The sequence below is a fragment of the Gaiella sp. genome, assembly GCF_035710885.1.
In the GTDB taxonomy this organism is placed as follows: Bacteria; Actinomycetota; Thermoleophilia; order Gaiellales; family Gaiellaceae; genus Gaiella.
In genome coordinates this window covers 21,549-38,706 of sequence record NZ_DASTCS010000036.1, presented here as the reverse complement: position 1 = coordinate 38,706, position 17,158 = coordinate 21,549, and the positions used below count along the sequence as shown (strand labels likewise).

At 70.9% G+C, this 17,158-nt stretch carries 22 protein-coding genes; 9 read left to right on the top strand and 13 right to left on the bottom strand.

What is annotated here, in order from left to right:
* Positions 1 to 95 precede the first annotated feature (95 nt).
* Complete coding sequence (locus tag VFO26_RS07570) at positions 96 to 530, bottom strand: nuclear transport factor 2 family protein (RefSeq protein ID WP_325114320.1); 435 nt, start codon at positions 528 to 530, stop codon at positions 96 to 98.
* Between the two features lie 37 nt (positions 531 to 567).
* Between VFO26_RS07570 and VFO26_RS07565 the strand changes: the two genes are divergently transcribed.
* Together VFO26_RS07565 and VFO26_RS07560 are read left to right on the top strand one after the other, a co-directional pair.
* The gene (locus tag VFO26_RS07565; RefSeq protein WP_325114319.1) at positions 568 to 1,290 is read left to right on the top strand and encodes an AzlC family ABC transporter permease; all 723 of its coding nucleotides are present in this window, start codon (positions 568 to 570) and stop codon (positions 1,288 to 1,290) included.
* Positions 1,287 to 1,580: an AzlD domain-containing protein gene (locus VFO26_RS07560; protein ID WP_325114317.1), complete on the top strand. Its 294-nt coding sequence runs from the start codon at positions 1,287 to 1,289 to the stop codon at positions 1,578 to 1,580. The genes VFO26_RS07565 and VFO26_RS07560 overlap by 4 nt, the downstream gene beginning before the upstream one ends.
* Here VFO26_RS07560 and VFO26_RS07555 read toward each other — a convergent pair.
* The gene (locus VFO26_RS07555) at positions 1,573 to 2,205 is read right to left on the bottom strand and encodes a TetR/AcrR family transcriptional regulator (protein WP_325114316.1); all 633 of its coding nucleotides are present in this window, start codon (positions 2,203 to 2,205) and stop codon (positions 1,573 to 1,575) included. The two genes, VFO26_RS07560 and VFO26_RS07555, sit on opposite strands and share 8 nt — an antisense overlap.
* Positions 2,202 to 3,632: an MFS transporter gene (locus tag VFO26_RS07550; protein ID WP_325114315.1), complete on the bottom strand. Its 1,431-nt coding sequence runs from the start codon at positions 3,630 to 3,632 to the stop codon at positions 2,202 to 2,204. Before VFO26_RS07550 ends, VFO26_RS07555 begins: the two co-directional genes overlap by 4 nt.
* A gap of 97 nt (positions 3,633 to 3,729) precedes the next feature.
* Here VFO26_RS07550 and VFO26_RS07545 point away from each other — a divergent pair, with 97 nt between their 5' ends.
* Together VFO26_RS07545 and VFO26_RS07540 are read left to right on the top strand one after the other, a co-directional pair.
* A complete protein-coding gene (locus tag VFO26_RS07545) occupies positions 3,730 to 4,164 on the top strand; it encodes a PAS domain-containing protein (RefSeq protein ID WP_325114313.1) in 435 nt (144 codons plus the stop codon).
* Between the two features lie 8 nt (positions 4,165 to 4,172).
* The gene (locus tag VFO26_RS07540; RefSeq protein ID WP_325114312.1) at positions 4,173 to 4,760 is read left to right on the top strand and encodes a histidine phosphatase family protein; all 588 of its coding nucleotides are present in this window, start codon (positions 4,173 to 4,175) and stop codon (positions 4,758 to 4,760) included.
* A gap of 16 nt (positions 4,761 to 4,776) precedes the next feature.
* On the opposite strand, the gene VFO26_RS07535 is transcribed toward VFO26_RS07540, so the two are convergent.
* A complete protein-coding gene (locus VFO26_RS07535; protein ID WP_325114311.1) occupies positions 4,777 to 5,484 on the bottom strand; it encodes a hypothetical protein in 708 nt (235 codons plus the stop codon).
* Between the two features lie 78 nt (positions 5,485 to 5,562).
* On the opposite strand from VFO26_RS07535, the gene VFO26_RS07530 reads away from it, so the two are divergent.
* Complete coding sequence (locus tag VFO26_RS07530) at positions 5,563 to 7,260, top strand: NAD+ synthase (protein WP_325114310.1); 1,698 nt, start codon at positions 5,563 to 5,565, stop codon at positions 7,258 to 7,260.
* Positions 7,261 to 7,298: 38 nt separating this feature from the next.
* On the opposite strand, the gene VFO26_RS07525 is transcribed toward VFO26_RS07530, so the two are convergent.
* The 5 genes from VFO26_RS07525 to VFO26_RS07505 form a co-directional block, all read right to left on the bottom strand.
* On the bottom strand, positions 7,299 to 7,844 hold the full coding sequence (locus VFO26_RS07525) for a DUF1697 domain-containing protein (protein WP_325114309.1): 546 nt from the start codon (positions 7,842 to 7,844) through the stop codon (positions 7,299 to 7,301).
* A gap of 32 nt (positions 7,845 to 7,876) precedes the next feature.
* Positions 7,877 to 8,329 carry an NUDIX domain-containing protein gene (locus tag VFO26_RS07520; RefSeq protein WP_325114308.1) on the bottom strand — a complete coding sequence of 151 codons (453 nt, stop codon included), beginning with the start codon at positions 8,327 to 8,329 and terminating at the stop codon, positions 7,877 to 7,879.
* A 14-nt stretch (positions 8,330 to 8,343) separates the two neighbouring features.
* Positions 8,344 to 8,859, bottom strand: coding sequence for a mismatch-specific DNA-glycosylase (locus VFO26_RS07515; RefSeq protein WP_325114307.1), 516 nt, complete (start codon positions 8,857 to 8,859; stop codon positions 8,344 to 8,346).
* Positions 8,860 to 8,962: 103 nt separating this feature from the next.
* Positions 8,963 to 9,355: a hypothetical protein gene (locus VFO26_RS07510; protein WP_325114306.1), complete on the bottom strand. Its 393-nt coding sequence runs from the start codon at positions 9,353 to 9,355 to the stop codon at positions 8,963 to 8,965.
* 283 nt (positions 9,356 to 9,638) lie between these two features.
* The gene (locus tag VFO26_RS07505) at positions 9,639 to 9,827 is read right to left on the bottom strand and encodes a hypothetical protein (protein ID WP_325114305.1); all 189 of its coding nucleotides are present in this window, start codon (positions 9,825 to 9,827) and stop codon (positions 9,639 to 9,641) included.
* A 54-nt stretch (positions 9,828 to 9,881) separates the two neighbouring features.
* Between VFO26_RS07505 and VFO26_RS07500 the strand changes: the two genes are divergently transcribed.
* From VFO26_RS07500 to VFO26_RS07485, 4 genes are read left to right on the top strand one after another with little or no spacing between them, the layout of a single operon-like run.
* Positions 9,882 to 10,286: an OsmC family protein gene (locus tag VFO26_RS07500; RefSeq protein ID WP_325114303.1), complete on the top strand. Its 405-nt coding sequence runs from the start codon at positions 9,882 to 9,884 to the stop codon at positions 10,284 to 10,286.
* The gene (locus VFO26_RS07495) at positions 10,283 to 11,461 is read left to right on the top strand and encodes a cysteine desulfurase-like protein (protein WP_325114302.1); all 1,179 of its coding nucleotides are present in this window, start codon (positions 10,283 to 10,285) and stop codon (positions 11,459 to 11,461) included. The genes VFO26_RS07500 and VFO26_RS07495 overlap by 4 nt, the downstream gene beginning before the upstream one ends.
* Positions 11,458 to 12,447, top strand: a complete 990-nt coding sequence (locus tag VFO26_RS07490; RefSeq protein ID WP_325114301.1) for an NAD-dependent epimerase/dehydratase family protein — start codon at positions 11,458 to 11,460, stop codon at positions 12,445 to 12,447. The genes VFO26_RS07495 and VFO26_RS07490 overlap by 4 nt, the downstream gene beginning before the upstream one ends.
* Positions 12,448 to 12,457: 10 nt before the next feature.
* Complete coding sequence (locus VFO26_RS07485; protein WP_325114300.1) at positions 12,458 to 13,723, top strand: pitrilysin family protein; 1,266 nt, start codon at positions 12,458 to 12,460, stop codon at positions 13,721 to 13,723.
* 13 nt (positions 13,724 to 13,736) lie between these two features.
* Here VFO26_RS07485 and VFO26_RS07480 read toward each other — a convergent pair whose 3' ends face one another.
* The 4 genes from VFO26_RS07480 to VFO26_RS07465 form a co-directional block, all read right to left on the bottom strand.
* Positions 13,737 to 14,588: a hypothetical protein gene (locus tag VFO26_RS07480; RefSeq protein ID WP_325114299.1), complete on the bottom strand. Its 852-nt coding sequence runs from the start codon at positions 14,586 to 14,588 to the stop codon at positions 13,737 to 13,739.
* A 303-nt stretch (positions 14,589 to 14,891) separates the two neighbouring features.
* Positions 14,892 to 16,016 carry a hypothetical protein gene (locus VFO26_RS07475; RefSeq protein ID WP_325114298.1) on the bottom strand — a complete coding sequence of 375 codons (1,125 nt, stop codon included), beginning with the start codon at positions 16,014 to 16,016 and terminating at the stop codon, positions 14,892 to 14,894.
* 17 nt (positions 16,017 to 16,033) lie between these two features.
* Positions 16,034 to 16,993 carry a hypothetical protein gene (locus tag VFO26_RS07470; protein ID WP_325114297.1) on the bottom strand — a complete coding sequence of 320 codons (960 nt, stop codon included), beginning with the start codon at positions 16,991 to 16,993 and terminating at the stop codon, positions 16,034 to 16,036.
* Positions 16,990 to 17,142 carry a hypothetical protein gene (locus VFO26_RS07465; protein WP_325114296.1) on the bottom strand — a complete coding sequence of 51 codons (153 nt, stop codon included), beginning with the start codon at positions 17,140 to 17,142 and terminating at the stop codon, positions 16,990 to 16,992. Before VFO26_RS07465 ends, VFO26_RS07470 begins: the two co-directional genes overlap by 4 nt.
* Between the last annotated feature and the right edge of the window lie 16 nt (positions 17,143 to 17,158).

Genomic DNA, 17,158 nt, shown 5'->3' with positions numbered 1-17,158 from the left:
TTTGGCCTCCCGGCCGGCAAAGCCGGCCTCCGGCCTCCACGCGGTGACCGAGAGTCGAGAAGCACCGGGCCGCTCGCGCGAGTCGTCAGGCTGAACTACGCGGTCGGACCCTTCGGGGCCGGCACCGGGATCTGCGTCCAGCTCAGGATCTTGCCGTTCCGGATGCGGAACACCGCCGCTGCCTTCTGACCCGCCGCGCCGCAGCGGCGGCCCCTGCCGTTCGCGAGGACGAAGACGGCCGTGGCCCGGTCACCCCTTACCGTGATCGACGCGATCCGCCCCGCGCACGGGAGGAGGCTGTGCCAGAGGGCGATGTCGAGGTAGTCGCGGAGCCTGAGTGCCGTCCCGCCCTGCTCGAACACGGCCGGCCGCGCGAACAGCCGCGCCGCACCCGCGTTGTCGTACGCATTGAGCCGTGCGCTCCACGAGCGGACGACACGCTTCGTCGCGGCGGGCGAGTCCGCCCGCACGGCGGCGGCGAACGGGGTCAGCAGCAGCGCGACCAGCACGCCGAGGACGACGGTACGCACGCCGGCCACGATACGCCCCCTGCGTAGCATCGTCGGCGTGGAGCTCCGAGCGGACGCGGCGCATGGCTTCACGCAGGGATTCCGCGCGATGGTGCCGCTCTGGCTCGGCGTCGTCCCGTTCGCGCTCGCGTATGCGGTGCTCGCCCGGGACGTCGGGCTCTCGCTCGTCGAGACCCAGGCGCTCTCGGTGCTCGTGTTCGCCGGCAGCGCGCAGTTCACCGCAGTCGGCCTCTTCGGGACCGGCGCGGCGGCCGCCGAGATCGTCTCGACGACGTTCCTCCTGAACGTCCGCCACGTGCTCTACGGGCTGTCGCTCGGACGGCAGATCCCGCTCCGAGGCTGGCGCCGCACGACCGCGGCGTACTTCCTCACCGACGAGGCGTTCGGCGTCGTCGCGGCGCGCGAGGAGCGGACCTTCTCCTTCCTGCTCGGCGCCGAGCTCAGCCTCTTCGTCACCTGGAACTTGGCGACGCTGGGAGGCGCGCTCGTCGGCTCGGCGATCACCGATCCCGCCGAGATCGGCCTCGATCTGATCTTCCCCCTCGCCTTCCTGGCGCTGCTGGTGCCGCTGGTGCGCACGCGCGTCGAGCTCGTCGTGGCCGTCGCGTCGGGCGTGCTCGCCTACGCCCTCTCGGAGGGCCTCCCCGGCGGGCTGCCGGTCCTCGTGACCGGTGTCGCCGGGAGCCTGCTCGGCGCGCTCCTGACCCGCGGACGCCCCGACGACCTCCACCTCGAGGATGCGGCGCGGGAGGTCGCGTGACGTTCTGGCTCACCGTCGCCGGGATGCTCGCCGTGACCTTCGGCTCGCGCTACGCCGGGCTCGCCCTGCAGACGGAGCTGCCCGACTTCTGGGTGCGGTTCCTCCACTTCGTCCCGATCGCGGTGTTCGCCGCGCTCGTCACTCCCTCGCTCGAAGGTGACTTCGGGGAGGGCGAGATCCGCGCCGCCGGCGCCGGCATCGCGACGATCGTGGCCTGGAGGACGCGCAACCTCGGGCTCGCTATCGGGGCCGGGATGCTCGCCTTCTGGGCGCTCCGCTGGGTCACGTAGACGGCTCGCCGACGAGCCAGCGCACCCGCTCGCGCTGGATCGCGGCAAGGTCGTCCTCGTCGAGCAGCTCGCCGAGCCGGGAGGCGACCGCCCGCAGGAGCCCTCCCGCGATCATCACCCAGGCCTCTGCGTCCGGATCCCGGTCGGCGGGCACCACGCCGGCAGCCTGGCCGTCACGCAGCCTCGCCGCGACATGGTCGTGGACGACCCGCATGTGTCGCGCGACGTGCTTGCGGATCACGCGGTCCTCGTTGGCCTCGGTGACACCCTGCATCCAGAGGTTCGGGAGCAGCGCTTTCTTCCAGCGGGCGGCGGACGGCGGCACGGAAGCGGCTCGCTCCTCAGGGAGGCGCGCGAGCAACTCCTCGCGCGGCACTTCGAGCATCTCCTCGACCGCGGCGTCGAGCGCACCGCGAAGCTCCTCCCAGGCGGCGTCGAGGCATGCCGTCCAGAGATCCCGCTTCGACGCGAAGTGCCGGTAGAGGACCGGCTCGCTCACGCCGGCCTCCCGCGCGATCTCCGCGGTCGTCGCCCCCGCGTAGCTACTGCTGGAGAAGACCCGCAGCGCCGCCTTCAGGATCGCGCGCCGCCGCTCCTCGGCTGGAAGTCGCTTCCGGCGAGTCACGCCGCCTCGGCAGGCTGCACCTGCTCGCCCGTCTCGCGCGTCGTGTCGTGCGGCCGGATCAGCGCGCCGGCGACGATCGCGCCCGCGATCGCGATCCCCGCGGCCACGAGGAGCGCGTGCTCGAAGCCGCGCATGAACGACGCGATGCTGGGTGGCTCGCTGAGCTGCGCGGCCATGATCGCCCCCATCAACGCGATCCCCACCGAGCCGCCCACCTGACGGAACGCGTTCAGAACCGCGGCCCCGACGCCCGCTTTCTCCACCGGCACCGCGCGGGTCGCGGCAGCGGCGCTCGGCGTCATCGTCAGCGACAGGCCGACGCCGCCGAGTACCAGGCCCGGGAGCAACGTCCAGAACGTCTCGTCGGTGCCGAGCTGGCTGAAGTAGACGAGCTGCACGGAGAGGAGCGCCATCCCCGCCGTCATGAGGCCGCGTGAGCCGAAGCGGTCGGAGACCCGGCCCGCGATCGGCGCGACGACGATGACCAGGATGGTCATGGGGAGGAACGCCGCCCCGGCCTGGACCGCGGTGAACCCGAGGACGTTCTGCATGTACAGCGAGACGAAGAAGAAGACCCCGAACATGGCGAGCGCGACGAGCAGGACGACGAGGTTCGCGCCGACATACGTCCGGTTGCGGAACAGCGTCAGGTCGAGCATGGGGGCGCGCTGGTGCCGCTCCAGGAAGAGGAACGCGAGCAGCCCCGCCGCCGCGATCGCGAAGGCGCCGACGATCCGTGGCGAGCCCCATCCGTAGGTGTTCGCCTCGATCAGCCCGTAGGTCAGGGCGAACAGCCCGATCGCCGACGTCGCCAGGCCGGGCAGGTCGAGTCGCTCGTGCGTCGGGTCATGGGACTCGTCGATGAGGAGGAAGCTCGCGGCGATCCCCAGGATGCCCACCGGCACGTTGACGAAGAAGATCCAGTGCCAGCTCGCGTGGTCCGTGAGGAGCCCCCCGACGAGCGGCCCGATCGCAAGCGCGAGCGCGGAGACGCCGGCCCAGATACCGATCGCGGTACCGCGCTGTCGCGCCGGGAACGTGGCGGCGATGATCGACAGCGTCGCGGGGTTCATCATCGCTGCGCCGGCGCCCTGCGCGATCCGCGCGGCGATCAGCATGTCGCCGCTCGTGGCGAGCCCGCAGGCGAGTGACGCGAGCGTGAACACCGCGATCCCGATCACGAACAGCAACCGGCGCCCGTACGCGTCCGCAAGCTTGCCGCCGACCAGCATCAACGCGGCGAACGTGAGCGCGTAGCCGGAGACGATCCACTCCAGCTCGGAGAGCCCGACGCCGAGGTCGCGCTGGATCGCGGGAAGCGCGACGTTCACGACGGTGTTGTCGAGCATGATCATGAAGAGCCCGAACGACACGGCCGCGAGCGTCCACCACTTCTTGTTCTCCTCCGTGACGAGCCGAGCTCTCATGTCGTGCTCCTCCAAGCTAGCGCGCGCTAGGTTAGCAACCACTAACCCAGGCAGGCGTTAACGGGGCCGCAACCGCCCCGCCACGTACCATCGCCGCGTGCCCGTCTTCATCTGCCCGAACTGCCGCACGCGCTCGGTCGACCTCGACGGCACCGAGGGGTTCTCGCGTCAGGTTCCACAATGCCGGAGCTGCGGCTTCGGGTTCCTGTTCCAGCTGCTCGAGGACTACTATCCCGCACCCTCCACAGGCTTCGTCGTCTGCGACCGGGACGCTCGCGTGCTCGCGGTGGGGCGGGGCGTGTTCGAGCTGACGGGGTACCGCGAGGCCGACCTGATCGGGCGGGACGTGGCGTCCGCGTTCGCGCTCTCGGACACCGCACCCCTCGAGCTCGTCAGGGAATGGGGTGTCCGTCGTCTCGGCGAGCAGCTCGAGCTGCGGACGCGCGCCGGCCTCACCAAGCCGGTCGTCGTCGACCTGTTCCCGGCGTACGACGACGACGGCGGGCTGCTCGTCGCCCTCACCTCCCGCTAGCTCGCGCCGTGCGTGCCGGCTCGCTGTGGCTCGTCCGGCACGGTGAGACCGCCTGGAGCCGCGACCGTCTCCACACGTCGGTCACCGACGTGCCGTTGACCGAGGCTGGGATGGAGGCCGCCAGGTTGCTGGGCGGTCGGCTCTCCGGTCACGGCTTCTCGCTCGTCCTCACGAGCCCGCGGCTGCGGGCTCGCCACAGCGCCGAGCTCGCGGGGTACCCCGAGGCCGAGGTCGACGACGACCTCGTGGAGTGGGATTACGGACGCTACGAGGGGATCAGCACGGCCAGGATCCGCGAGACCGAACCGGGCTGGTCGATCTGGTCCCACCCCGCGCCGGGGGGCGAGACCGCGGGCCAGGTCCGGCAACGCGTGGATCGCGTGATCGCGAGAGCCCGGGCGACGGAGGGCGACGTCCTCGTCTTCGGGCACGCCCACAGCCTGCGCGCGCTCGCTGCCCGGTGGCTCGGGCGCCCGGTCACGGACGGGCGGCACTACCGCCTCGACACGGGCTCGCTCTCGGTTCTCGGATACGAGCGCGAGACACCCGTGATCGTGCGCTGGAACTCCACCGGCTCCGCCCCGCTCACGGACTAGCGGGGGCGAGCGTGCGCTAGCGGGGAAGGATCCAGACCTGCCGGGCGACGGCGAGCACCTCGCCTCCGCGGCCGTAGAGCGCCGTGCCGGCGAAGAGCTTGCGGCCATCCTCACCGAGCGGCCAGCCCACGACCACGCAGTGCTCGCCCTCCTCGGGCAACCGCTCGAGGCGCGCGGTCATGCGGCCGAGGACGACCTCGCCGCGGCCGGGATCGCCGGCTGCGTAGGCGCCCGGGCAGTCGATCGCGGCCCACACCACCTCCGGGGTCACACGGTGCGCGACCCACGTCGCTGCGACCAGCCCGTCCTCCCGGCCGGCCACCGGGCCGGGATGGATCCCGAGGCCGCTCCCGTCGTCACGGACGCCGCAGACGAAGCACTCGGCGAACTCGGGCGGCCCGTAGGTGCCGACTCCCTCCTCCGCGGCGGCAGCCTCGCCCGGGCTCGGAGGCGTTGGAGCCTCCAGGCCCGGGTCGGCGGGCCGACCCTCGGCCACGAGCCGCCCCTCGTCCTCCAGCAGCAGCCGCTCGCCCTCCCGGTGGAGCGCGAGGGGGCGCTCGAGCGGTGGCGGGAGCCGCAGCGTGACCTCGGCCGCGGAGCCGACCCGTGACCCGACGACGCCCGCTGCGTACCCGCCGTTCGCGGACGTGAGCGGCCCGCGGAAGCGGCGCGCGATCGTGACGCTCCCGGCATCGGTGCTCGATGCGACGCTCTCGGTGCCCACGGCGGATAGAGTGACGTTTGTGACCGCGAGGCAAAAACCTGGTGCTCGAACCGCACGCGGAGCGGCGAGGATGCGTCGGTGAGGATTGCCCTGGCACAGCTGAACGTCGTCGTCGGCGACCTCGACGGAAACGTGGAGCGGATCACGAAGGCGGTCGCCGAGGCGACCGGCGCCACGGCCGACCTCGTCGTCTTCCCCGAGCTCGCCGTCACCGGCTACCCCCCGGAGGATCTCCTCCTCCGCCCCGGGTTCGTCCGGGCAGCGCGCGAGGCCGTCGACGAGGTCGCGCGGGCCTGCACCGGGACGGTCGCGCTCGTCGGAGCACCCGCGTTCGACCGAGACCTCACGAACGCGGCATTCGTCTGCGCCGAGGGCACGGTGCAGGGCGTGTACCGAAAGCATTTTCTCCCGAACTACGGCGTGTTCGACGAGCACCGCTACTTCGCCTCCGGGCGCGAGCTCGTCCTCCTCGAGTTCGGCGAGGTGCTCGTCGGGCCGACAATCTGCGAGGACGTCTGGCAGCCCGGCCCACCCGCGACCGACCTCGCGCTCGCGGGCGCGACGCTGCTCGTCAACCTCTCGGCCTCCCCGTTCCACGTCGGCAAGGCGGAAGACCGCGAGGAGATGCTCGTCACCCGGGCCCGCGACAACGCGCTCTACGTGGCGTTCTGCAACCTCGTGGGCGGCCAGGACGAGTTGGTATTCGACGGGCACTCGGTGGTGCTCGACGACGAAGGCGAGGTGATCGCCCGTGCGCCGGGGTTCGAGGAGGCGCTTCTGGTCGTCGACGTCGACCCGACCGAGGCGATCGGCCGCCGCCTGCGCGACGTGCGCCGGCGCGAGCTCGGGCGCGCGCGCTCAGAGCCACCCGTCGCCACGACCATCCGGTTGAGCGCGCCGCACCCGGTCGGCGAGCACCTCGCGCCCGCCGCAGTTCCGTTCGCCACCGACCTCGAGCAGATGCGCCTCGGCCTCAGCCTCGGCCTTCGCGACTACGTGAGGAAGAACGGCTTCGCCGATGTGGTCATCGGGATCTCGGGCGGCATCGATTCGGCGCTGACGGCCGCGATCGCCGCCGATGCGCTCGGCGCGGAGCGCGTCCACACCGTCTCGATGCCGTCGCGCTTCTCGTCCGAAGGAACGCGCGACGACGCGCGCGAGGTGAGCGAGAACCTCGGCGTCGACTTTCGCGAGATCCCGATCGAGGAGGTGGTCCGAGCCTTCCATGAAGCGCTCGACGGCCTCGACGGGCTCGCCGCCGAGAACCTTCAGGCGCGGATCCGGGGCACGATCCTGATGGCGCTGTCGAACACGCACGGCTGGCTCGTGCTCGCGACCGGCAACAAGTCGGAGATGGCGGTCGGCTACGCGACGATCTACGGCGACATGGTCGGCGGCTACGCGCTGCTGAAGGACGTGTTCAAGACCGACGTCTTCCGGCTCTCGCGGCACCTGAACGAGCGGGCGGGTCGCGAGCTGATCCCGGTGTCGACCATCGAGCGGCCGCCGACGGCGGAGCTGCGGGCCGACCAGCGCGACGACCAGTCGCTGCCGCCCTACGAGGTACTCGACCCCGTGCTCGAGGCCTATGTCGAGCTCGACCGCTCGCGCGAGGAGCTCGAGGAGCTGTTCGACCCGGCCATCGTCGCCAGGACCCTCGCGCTCGTCGACCGGGCAGAGTACAAGCGCCGGCAGGCGGCCCCCGGGGTGAAGCTCCGGCCACGCGCGTTCGGCCGCGACTGGCGAGCGCCGATCACGAACCGCTGGCGGGGCTGAAGGGCCCTCGAGCGGCTCGTTGCACCTTGGGGGTGGCTTCAGCCTCGCCCCTTGTGGTGGCGCTCCGAGGCCATCTCCGCCAGTGCCTGCACGGTGCGCCAGTTCCGCACCGTGAGCGTGGTCGGCTGGCGGCGCTTCGCCAGCGTCTCCATCAGCTTCGAGCGCGCCTGCCCGTTCGGGACGCTCACGTAGAGCTCGCGTCCGACGAGCGTCACCTCGTCCGGGGCGAATGCCGACGGATCCGAGACGCCGAGCGCCGCCAGGCCCACCTTCTCGGCGAGGAACGCGACGACGACCCGGGTAGGGTCGTCGACCGGATACGGATTTCGCTCGACGACCGCGACGAGCTGCTTGCCCGTCCGGACGACGACCGCCACGTCGAGGCCCGTCGCCTCGGCGATCGCAGCGGAGAGCTCGGCTGCGTGGTCGCCACGCCCGCGAGGCGTGAAGACGACGTTCCCGCTCTGGAGGTAGGTCTCGACGTCGGCGTGGCCGAGCGACTCGACGATCTCCCGCAGCGCGGGCATCGCGATGCGCTTGTTCGGCCCCACGTTGATCCCGCGGAGGAGCGCGACGACCCGCACCGCAGCAGTGTGCCTCGCTCGGCCGTGCGACGTCAGATGCCGACGTCGATCGCAGCGGGCCCGGCGCCGGTCCGCAACAGGCGCGCGAGGTGCTCGTGGAGCAGCCGCGGCGCGAAGACGGCACCGGAAGCCGCCCCGATCTCGTCGAGCGTCCACCAGCGGATCTCGCCGACGCCCTCGGAGCGCAGGGCCTCCCAACCGAGTGCTGGCGTGATCTCGAACGGCTCGACACGGAGCAGGTAGAAGCGCTCGGCCTGCCCGTCCCAGCCGGTCATCGGGAAGGCGTGCGTTCGCTCCCAGACTGGCTCCCCGAGCGGAACGGCGAGCTCGAGGCCCAGCTCCTCGCGCAGCTCACGGCGAAGTGCGTCCTCGTCGGTCTCGTCACGCTCGACACCCCCTCCGGGTGTGGCCCACACGGTTCGGCCGGGAAAGTCGAAGCGCACGAGCACGAGCCGCTCCGAGGAATCGACGACGAGGCCACGCACGCCGTGCCTGAGAATCACGAGACGAGCTCCCGCAGCGCCCGGAACCAGCGCAGCCGCTCGTCCCAGTGGACGGCCGCGTTCGCGGGCGAGGTCGAGGGCAAGACGAAGAGCAGCGTCCGATCGAGCCGGCGCTCCTGCAGGCCGTGGGCCGGCCGACCGCCGAACGGGCCACGAAAGGCCTCCTTGCCGACGAACCCGATCGCGCGCGGCTGCAGCTCGAGCGCGAGCCGCTCGAGCCGAGTGGCGCTGCCGTGGAAGTCGCCTTTGCGCAGGTCGGACGAGCCCCGTGTGGTGCGGTAGGCGGCGTTCGTGAGCCCGATGCCGAATCCGAGCACGTCGAGCTGCTCGGAAGGATCGAGGAGCCGGGGCGTGAACCCGGCTGCGTGGAGCAGGCGCCAGAAGTCGTTGCGGGGATTGGCGAAGTGGGCGGCCTTCGCGTCGGAGTGGATTCCCGGGTTGATGCCGCAGAAGACGACGGCGAGCCCGGGCGCGAGCACGTCCGGGACAGCGCTCCTCGAGACGGCTGCCACGGTGGCGCACCCTAGCGCCGCGGCCTCCGACCGATCGCCACAGCTCAATGGATCAATTCGGGAATGCTCCTCAACGCACTGATTCGCCCTGCCCTGGCGGGAACTACTCGGCAGTGGTTTCACCGAGCCGCGTGAACCCGCCCCAGTGCGTCTCGTGAAGAGTGAACGGAACGCCCTCGCTGACTCGCTCGAGCCACGCCCTGAGCTCGTCGTTGGGCTGCCCATAGATCTCCAGGCTCTCGAAGTCCGTGTACGCGAACGTCTCTCGCACCTTCTCGCCCATCACTTCCAGGTGATGTTGCATCGACTCTGCGTCTGGATGTATCTGAAGGACAACCTCGGAACTCTGATCCTCGCTGACATAGATGTGGAAGACCAGGAGTCGCGGTTCCCTCTCTTCAGCAAGCCTGCAGAACTCCGCGACCATCGGTCGATACGACTCCGCCTTGCCGGGATGGATCTTCGACACCGTCTTGACAACGAACGGCCCAGACACGGTTCGCCTCCTCTCAGACCTTGTATCGGCTGATGCTAAGGGGGGACGACCAGCTCGCGCTGGAGCCGGAGTACCGCGGCTCTCCGGACCGTGGGGAGCTTTGCTTTGCCGCGTTCTTTGTGCGCCGGCTCGGTGCTCCGCGTCGTCGGAAACACATGGATACTCCTCAGGACGACGGCGAGCCCGGGCGCGAGGATGTCCGGGACGGCGCTGGGAGTGGTCGTCTCGAGCGGGTGCGCCTCGCGTATCGGCGCCATTCTGCCCCCGGCCGGTGCGCTCGCGTCTAGGCGGCTTCGGGCTCTCGCTCGTCGAGCCGCGCCTCGAACGCGCGGCGGATCCGCTCCGTCAGCACCGCGGTCGCCTCGGGCGCATCGTCACCGGGTCGCACGACCTTGACGGCGTCGTCGCCGCCCACCCAGCCGTAGCACCGGAGGTAGCACTCCTGCTCGTTCAACGGCCGCAACCGCTGCATGGGCCGCAACCGTACGAGACGGACCGGACGACGGCCGTGATCTACGCTGCTCCCATGTCGTCCGAGGCGAAATCGTTCGAGTACAGGGTCACGCTCGACGAGACGTGGGATGCTCGATCCGACCGCGGCGGCGGGGTGCTCGCCGGCGCCGACGAGGCCTCGTGGACCCCGGAGCACCTCGTCCTGACCGGCCTCGCGCGGTGCTCGCTGACGAGCCTTCGCCATCACTGCGTCCGCGAGGGGATCGTCCTGACCTCGACCGCGGCCGCGCACGGCACCGTCACGAGGCGCGAGGACGGGCTCTTCGGGTTCGTCGAGCTCTCCGTCGAGGCCGACGTCGGCTTCGAGCCGAAACCGGACGAGGCGACGGTTGCCGAGCTGCTCGGGAAAGCCGAGCGCGACTGCTTCGTGGGAACCTCCCTCACGCCGAAGCCCACGTACGCGTGGCGTGTCGCGTGACGGACATCGCCGAGGCGCGCCTCGACGTCGAGGCGGTGCGCGCGCGCTACACGGCCCTCGACCGGCGGCTCGCCTTCTTCGACGGGCCCGGCGGCACGCAGTGCCCCGACGAGGTGATCGACGCGATCTCGCGCTACCTGCGCGAGGACAATGCCAACATCGGAGCGCCCTACGAGACGTCCCGTCGCACGGATGCCCTGGTACACGCCGCGCACGAACGGGCCGCGTCGTTCCTCGGCTGCGATCCCGGCGAGGTCGCGTTCGGCCAGAGCATGACGGCGCTGAACTTCCTGCTGACACGGGCGTTCGCGCGAACGCTGCAGCCGGGGGACGAGGTCCTGGTCACGCGCCTCGATCACGACGCGAACGTCGCTCCCTGGCTCGAGATCCAGCAGGACATCGGCATCGACGTCCGCTTCGCCGACGTGACGGACGACCTCGCGCTCGACTACGAGGACCTCGAGCGCCAACTGTCCGAGAGGACGAGGGTGGTGGCGTTCCCGGCGGCGGCGAACTCGGTCGGCACGGCCCCGGACATCCGACGTATCGTCGACCTGGCCCACTCGGCAGGCGCGCTCGCCTGGGTCGACGCGGTCCACTACGGACCGCACGGGCCGATCGACGTCGCCGCCTGGGGCTGCGACGTGCTGATCTGCTCGCCGTACAAGTTCTTCGGCCCGCACATGGGGATGGCCTTCGGACGCGAGGGCCTGCTGCGGAGCTGGCGCCCGTACAAGGTGCGTCCCGCCGCAGACGAGCCGGTCGGCCGCCGGTTCGAGCTCGGCACCTCCCAGCACGAGCTGCTCGCAGGCTTCGTCACGGCCGTCGACTACATCGGGTCGATCGGCTGGGACGCCATCCAGGCCCACGAGAGCGCCATGGGGAGGCGGTTCCTCGACGGCTTCCCCGACGGAGCGGTGCTCCACGGGCTCCCGACGATGGAGGGCCGCGTGCCGACGTTCTGCTTCTCGGTGCCGGGACGGACGGCGCAGTCGGTCGCGGAGCACCTCGCGGAGCGGGACGTCGCTGTCTGGTGGGGCAACTACTACGCGCTCGAGACGATGCGGCGGCTCGGCCTCGACGAGCTCGACGGCGCCGTCCGGGCGGGAATCGTCCACTACAACACCGTCGAGGAGGTCGACCGGCTCCTGTCCGCGGTCGCCGAGCTCGCGTGAGGCTTCTCCTGCTCGGAGGCCCGAAGTTCCTCGGGCGTGCGATCATCGATGCGGCTCTCGAGCGGGGGCACGAGTTGACGCTCTTCAACCGTGGCGTCACGGAGCCCGGCCTCTACCCCGAGGTCGATCGCATCGTCGGCGACCGCGACGGAGGCCTCGACGGTCTCGGCGGCCGCGCCTGGGATGCGGCCGTCGACACGTCGGGCTACCTGCCGCGACGCGTGGCCGCGAGCGCCGGCCTCCTCGCCGACGCGGTCGCGCACTACGTCTTCGTCTCGAGCATCTCGGTGTACGCGTCGTTCGCCGAGGTCGTGGACGAGGACTCCCCCCTCGCGGTGCTCTCGGAGGAGGGCTCGGAGGACGTCGGACGCGACTACGGCGCGCTGAAGGCCCTCTGCGAGCAGGAGGTCGAGCGCGCGCTCCCCGGCCGGTGGACGGCGGTCCGCGCCGGCCTCATCGTCGGGCCGTACGACCCGACGGGGAGGTTCACGTACTGGCCGCACCGGGTGGCGCGCGGCGGCGACGTGCTCGTCCCCGGCCCTGCCTGGCGGCCGATCCAGCTCGTGGACGTCCGCGATCTCGCCGCCTGGATCGTGGCGGCGGCCGAGAAGCGCCTGCCCGGGCCGTACAACGCGACCGGCCCGGCGACGATGGGCGCGGTCGTCGACGCCGCGCGAAGGGTGACGGGCGCGTCCGCGCGCGCGGTGGAGGTGGACGACGCCTTCCTCGCCGACCAGGAGGTCGGCGAGTGGATGGAGCTGCCGCTCTGGGTCGACACGCGCAATCCCGACTGGCGGCACTTCCTCGGGGTGGACACGACCCGTGCCACCGCCGCCGGGCTGACCTTCCGGCCGCTGGACGACACCGTCGCCGGGGCGCTCGCAGGGGCCGAGCCCGTCGGAGGCGTCGGGCTCACCCCGGAGCGCGAGCGAGCGCTGCTCCACGCGTGGTGGGCGCGCAGCCCGGGTGTGGGGGCCCACGGCTAGCATCAGCGCCGTGCCGACCTTCGCCCGCACCGAGCTCTCGAACGGCACCCGTGTGCTGACCGCGTCGCTGCCGCATGCGCAGTCCGTCTCGTGCTTCGTGATGCTGGCGGCCGGCTCGCGCTACGAGCGGCGCGAGGAGAGCGGGATCGCGCACTTCGCCGAGCACATGTTCTTCAAGGGCACCGAGCGTCGGCCGACCGCGCGCGACATCGCGACCGAGATCGATGCGATCGGCGGCGAGTTCAACGCGTTCACCGGCAAGGAGCTGACCGGCTACTACGTCAAGTGCGCCGCGGAGACGCGCGACGTCGCGCTCGACGTGCTCGTCGACATGCTCCGCAACTCGCGTTTCGACGCCGACGAGATCGAGCGCGAGAAGGGCGTGATCGTCGAGGAGATGAACATGTACGCGGACACGCCGCGCTCCTACGTCGGCAACGTCTGGGAGCAGCACGTGTACGGCGACCAGCCGCTCGGCTGGGACATCATCGGCACCGAGGAGACGATCCGGGCGGCCAACCGCGACACGTTCCTCGGCTACCTGGAGCGGTGGTACAAGCCCGAGCGCATGGTCGTCGGCCTCGGCGGCAAGCTGGGGGACGACCACCTCGAGCGGCTCGAGGAGCTGCTCGGTTCGCTCGACCCGGCCGAGACGGGGGTACCGGAGCCCGTCGTGCTGTCACGGAACGGCAGCCCCGTCCGCGTGCACACCAAGCAGTCGGACCAGGCGCACGTCGTGATCGGGGCGCCCAGCTACCCGCACGGCCACCCCGACCGTTACGCGGTGCAGCTGCTCTCGACCGTGCTCGGCGGTGGGATGTCCTCGCGCCTGTTCACCGAGGTTCGCGAGCAGCGTGGGCTCGCCTACTACGTCTACTGCGCGAACAACTCCTACGCCGACGCGGGCACGCTCGCCGCCCAGGCGGGCGTCGACCTGACCAGGATCGACGAGGCGGTCGAGACGATCGTCACGGAGCTCCGGCGCGCGGTGGCGGAGCCGGTACCCGCCGAGGAGCTCGAGAAGGCCCGCGCGTTCGCCAAGGGCCGCTTTGTGCTGGGGCTCGAGAGCCCGCACGCGACGATCATGTTCGGGCTCCGGCGCGAGCTCCTCGAGGGCCAGGCGGTGGAGCCGGAGGAGGTCCTCGCGGGCCTCGACGCCGTCACCGGCGAGGACGTCACCCGGGTCGCCGAGGACATCCTCGGACAGGACCTGCGCCTCGCGCTGATCGGGCCGTTCGACGACCCGGCCAGGTTCGAGCCGCTGCTCGCCGCCTGACGCCCCGTTCCGGTTACTTGAACGATGGCTGCTTCGTGCTCGACGTGCTCTTCTCGATGACCGCGCCAACGGGAGTACCGAGGCCCGAGCCACTGCCGAGCCTCACGGAAAACTTCCGTACGACCGATTTGCCCGCCACACGGAGATGGACCTCCCCGGCCAACGTCATGCCTCGGTACTGCGCGTTGTTGAAGTAGATGCTGCAGTTCACGGACCCGACTGCGGCCCCGCCCGGATGTCCGCGGGCTCGCTTCTTCTCGTATCCCGGATCCTGCAGCATTCGGGCCACGCACCGATCGAATCTGAATCGTCCGGCGGTCGGCGAGACCGGAGCGCCGTTGCTCGTCATCGGAACGACGACACGAAGTATCGACGGTTGGAGCTTCGACCTCGAGATCCGTGGAGTCCCGATCACGAGCTTTGGCGCCCCCACGAGCACGGTGAGGACTGCTCGTCCGTTCACGCGGCCGGACGGCCGGGTGAAACCATCGCTGGGAGTGAGCTCCGCCAGGATCTCGTACGTTCCCGCAGAACTGGCGACGACGTCGAGCAACCAGCCGAACAGCATCGTTCCGCTCGGAACACCCGTCGCCGTGCACACGGCTGAGCGCACGCTTACCGTGCACGACTCCAATTCCGGGCTGAATGTCCAGCGGCTCGGGACCCCCGCGGGAAACAGCGTCTTCGCGTCCGCGGGCGCATCGCCCCATGTCAGTCCTGTGGGGAGCGTCAGCCGCAGCGTCTCCGTCGTGTCGGGGCCGTTGCCGTGCTCGGAGATCAGGTCGACGCCGAACGCGAACCGAAGCGCCTCGACCTCGCCCGAGCGAATCGCCTTCCGGGCGCTGGCGGGGGTGGAGCCGATCATGAACGCAGTGATCCCGACTCGATGCCCCGTGCCTTCGGCACCCTCCGCAGCGGGCGCCCCGAAACCGGTCGGCGCCGAGACTGCGGCGAGAGAGGCACCCAGCGCTAGGATCGCGAGTGCGCAGACCCAATGCCGACGGCTACCCGGCGGACGCTGACAACGTGAACCGCTATCGGTCACGGTGACCTCCTTGGTCGAGGAACGAGGTGCCGCCACGGCGGCCCGTACCCCTCTTGGGGCTGCCCTCGTCGAACGCGCCAGAAGTGCGGCCGCTCCACCGACGCACTAGCCCCGTCGTACCGCTCACCACGCCACCCGGTCGAAGCCGATGTTGGTCCGGATACACGTCCTGCGCCCCGGTAGCGAGCCGCGCGAGCACGTCGCCGATGTGAGTGGCTGCCGCACACGGACAGTCCGGAGCGGACCCCCTGCACTGCTCATCACGTAGAGGCTGGGCGACTTGCCGCAAGTCGTCTCGCTCCCCGTGACGCAGCCGGGAAGCCAGACCAGAGCGACGTGCCTGCCGTCGGGGGACAAGGCGGGGCTGCCCGACAGGGAGCCCCTTCCCGTGAGGTACCGGAACCCTGTTCCGTCGTTCCCGACGACCGCGATCCGCGTCCCGTTCCGCTGGTCGCCGTCGGTGACGTAGATCCGGTTGCCGTGCCACGCGAACGGCGTGAAGATCGGGCTCGGCAGCTTGTGTAGGCCTGACCCCTCCGGAAGGTCGTCCACCTGCGAGCCCTCGATCTGCGGCGGCCTGTAGAGCGATCGCGCGCCCGATCCGTCTGCGTGCATCACGGCGAGCTCCGAGCGGTCACAGCCGGCCCCGACTGTCTTCGTCTCGACGAACTCGGGACAGTCGCTGCTCTTGAACACCCGCCCGACGACGATGCGGTCGCCGCCTGCCGACCAGGCTGCGCCGGTGACACTGCTCCGGACGCCGTCGAGGCCCGACGTGTCGAGGATCCGGTAGCCCATCCCGTTCGCGTCGAACACAACGATCCGACCGCGTTGGTCTCCTCCCGTCCCGAACGGGCCGACACCGAGGATCCGGCGTCCGTCGCGCGCCCAGGCGAGTGTGTTCCAGTAGCTCGGCTGCGTACCGCGGGGCCGGAGCCGGTACCGGAGTACGGACGGGTCTCGCGGGCCGTTGTCGCAGTCGTTGACCAGCTCCGCCTGGGCAGGAACCAGCGCGAGGGCGGGAGAGAGCCTCGCGCCGGAGAACGCGCCGACGATCTGCCGGCCATTGGTGGCGAGCGGGCCGAGGTAGCACTCGTTCAATTGCTTCCAGCGGGTTCCGTCGGGACGGATCGAGTACGTCGCGTAGCCGTTGACGTAGACGATCGGTCGCAGGGGTGCCGCCCGCGGGCCCGCGTCCGCGGATGCCGCGGCCGACGCCGCGGCAAGGCAGGATACGGCGACGGTCACGCTCCGCAAGCGGGCGCCTAGGAGCATGCCCGACCCTTCTCCTTCCAGTCGAAGGAGAATCGCCTGACGGTCGTCTTGCCGCCGACGACCAGCCGCAGGCTCCCCCGAAATGTCTTCCCGCACGCCTTGGTGTACTCCTCGTGCTCGTAGGTGCACACCGCGAGCGTCACCCATCCCTTCGCGCGCGCCAGCTCGGGCCACCGCTTGACGAGCCGCGGAGCGGCCCGCGGGAAGTGGTACCCCGAGTCGTTCCCGGTCACCGGAGGTCCGCCGGCGATGCTCCCGGTGCACGTCGCGTCTGCGATCCGGACGCGCTGACCGTCCTGCGTCAGGGCGAGCCACACCGAGGCGCCGTACCTGCTGATCCCGTTGATCACGGGCTGGCTGATGACGACGGGCGTCGCGGACGGCTTCGGCTCGAGGTCGGCTGCCCGGACGAACGCGAGGCGGACGACCGCGCGCGCAGCCCCGGCCGGCTGCCCCGACACCGGGAGCGCGAGTTCGAACGTGGCGTTTCTCCCCGCCGCGAGGTTGGTGTAGACGTCGCCGGAGAACGTCGTTCGCGACTCGTATGAAAGCCCGCCGCCCGTGACGCGAGCCCAGTCGCCTTTGCCACGCGTCCCCGTCTCCGGGGGCTCGATCTCCGCCGCCCCACAGGGCAGCGCCGGCAGCCGTCCGACGGTGCCCGGGTTCCACGAGATGTACACGGCGGTCAGCGGTGCGCGGCTCGTCACGAACTTCAGCCCGATCCGTCCCTTCGTCTCGGTCGTCTGCGTGCACGCCGGCGTCGTCCGGTCGTCCCGCACGATCGCAACGGCCTTGCCGTCCACCTCCGCGTGGTCCCCACTCGTTCCGGTGTAGACCTGGTCCTCGTTCAGCTTCGCCCAGACCCGGAACGCAGCTTCGAGGCGCCGCTCGACTGTCGTGTGCTGTCCCGACGCCGGATCGACCGCGTCGCGCGTCAGCGTGTACGTCACGGCAACCCGGTACGCGTACCGCTGGAGGCCCTTCGCACCAGCCGCCCATCGGCGCTCCCGGCTCCGATCGCCGTGAGGACGGCGCTCGTGAGCAGCGCGAGCGCGAAGCCGGCGTTTCTCGAGTGCGGCGTGATGCGATGGCGAGTCATTGGGCCCTCCTCGGGA